The organism is Micromonospora sp. LOL_023, assembly GCF_048060115.1.
Taxonomy (GTDB): Bacteria; Actinomycetota; Actinomycetes; order Mycobacteriales; family Micromonosporaceae; genus Micromonospora_E.
The window spans coordinates 1-1,638 of sequence record NZ_JBHMIM010000155.1 but is presented as its reverse complement, the minus strand read 5'-3'; the positions used below and the strand labels follow the sequence as shown (position 1 = coordinate 1,638).

General features: G+C 67.3%; 1 protein-coding gene. It reads right to left on the bottom strand.

All coding sequences use genetic code 11. From position 1 onward, the window contains the following. Nucleotides 1–157: 157 nt before the first annotated feature. Nucleotides 158–1,585 (bottom strand): IS1380 family transposase, encoded by a 1,428-nt coding sequence (locus tag ACFHVL_RS31220; protein ID WP_416632214.1) that lies wholly within the window; start codon nt 1,583–1,585, stop codon nt 158–160. Nucleotides 1,586–1,638 lie beyond the last annotated feature (53 nt).

Sequence of the window (1,638 nt, the reverse complement as noted above, 5' to 3'; positions counted from 1 at the left end):
CCTCAATCCGTCAGAGAGCGTTGATCCCTGCTGATCGTTCCGGCTTGGCCGTTTTGTCCGCCTGTGGCGGGTGTGGATCTGCCACGTGTCGCTGCGGATGCGCGGGGTCTCCAGGCCCGGGATACAGCCTTTCTGCTGGTAGGTGCCGGTGTGGCGGTCAGGTGGTTAGTGGCAGTTGGCTGAGCCGTTGCCAGCAGAGGGTGAACGCTTCGGCCCAGGGCCAGGTGTCGGGGATGGACAGGACGCGGCGGCGGGCGTGGGTGGCGAGTTTCGCGGGTAGGTGCAGGATCCGGTAGCGCAGGGTGTCGGGTTCGGCGTGGGCGAGGTCGGGTTGGTCGTGCAGGCCGAGGAGCCGGGTCCAGGCGTCGAGGTCGGCGGCGATGTTCGAGGCGAGGACCCAGCCCTGGTTGACGGTCCAGTCCTTCGAGGGCAGGTTGCGTAGTCCCATGGCCTTGTTGGTGCGGACTCTGTCCTCTACCCCGGCGTGACTTCTGTGCAGGGCGTCGAGCCATTGCGGCTGGTGCGAGCCGCGCACACCCGCGATCCGGGTGATGTTGGTGGCGACGATCGCGTATCGCCAGCCGGTGCGTTTCTCCAGCGCGGTGAGGTTCTTCGCGTGCCGGGCCGACGGCCCGGTGCGACGTACGAGCAGCCGCAGCTTGCCGTTCCAGTTGTCCAGACGCCGGTTCAGGCCGGTCAGCTCGGCGACGTGGGCCTTCTCGACGGCGGTACCGTCCTGCTGGAGACTGTCGTCCCAGGCGGTCTCGGGCAGTTGGGCGATGGCGGTCTCGTCGGTGTCGGTGATGGTCCAGCCGACGGTGAAGCGCACGCTACGCCACGCCCGGTTCATCTGCTCGATGTGTTCCACGAGGTCGTGGGTGGCGCCGGCCCCGTCGACCCTGATGAGGATCTTCCGTCGGTAGGCGACCGGTAGCTGGTCGATCGCGTCACCCAGCACCCGGATATGGTCGCTGACAGTGTTTGATCCGGCGTTGCCCGGACGGAGCAGCATGGCCAGACTTTCCGCGGTGTTGGCACACCAGGCCCCCAGCGGATGGTGTCCGTAACCCTTCTTGAACGTGGCCGCCGCGCCCTGCTTGTCACTGTGCGCGGTGATCAACGTGGCGTCCATATCGATGACCACCCATCCGGTCAACTGTTTCCCGGCCACGCGCAGCCACGGAAACCCCTGCGGTCGGCCGGCGAGCAGATCCCACACCCGGGCGCGGACCTTCGCCCGCGCTGTGGCGATCCGGCGTAGGCAGGTGTCATCGAGCTCGGCCAGAGCCCGGCGGACGGTCGATTCCGACGGTGGATCCGCGAATACCAGAGCCTGATGCGCGAGTAGCCCGATGTCGGACATGCTCGTCGCACCGAGCACGATCGTGGTCGCCAGACAGACCAGGACCGTGCCCCGGTCCCACCACCCCGGCCCCGTGCCCCGGGGCAGGACCTTGTTCAACGCCCCGGTCAGGCCGGTCCGGTCCGCGCACTGCCGCAGCAACACCGCGCCCGCGTGACCGACCAGACCCTTCCCACCCGAGGCCACGACCAGCCGCTGAGCCCACCCGCTACTCTTACTCACCAGAAAGGTGCACCCGATTCCATCATGGATATGATCTAGACACTCACATCCTT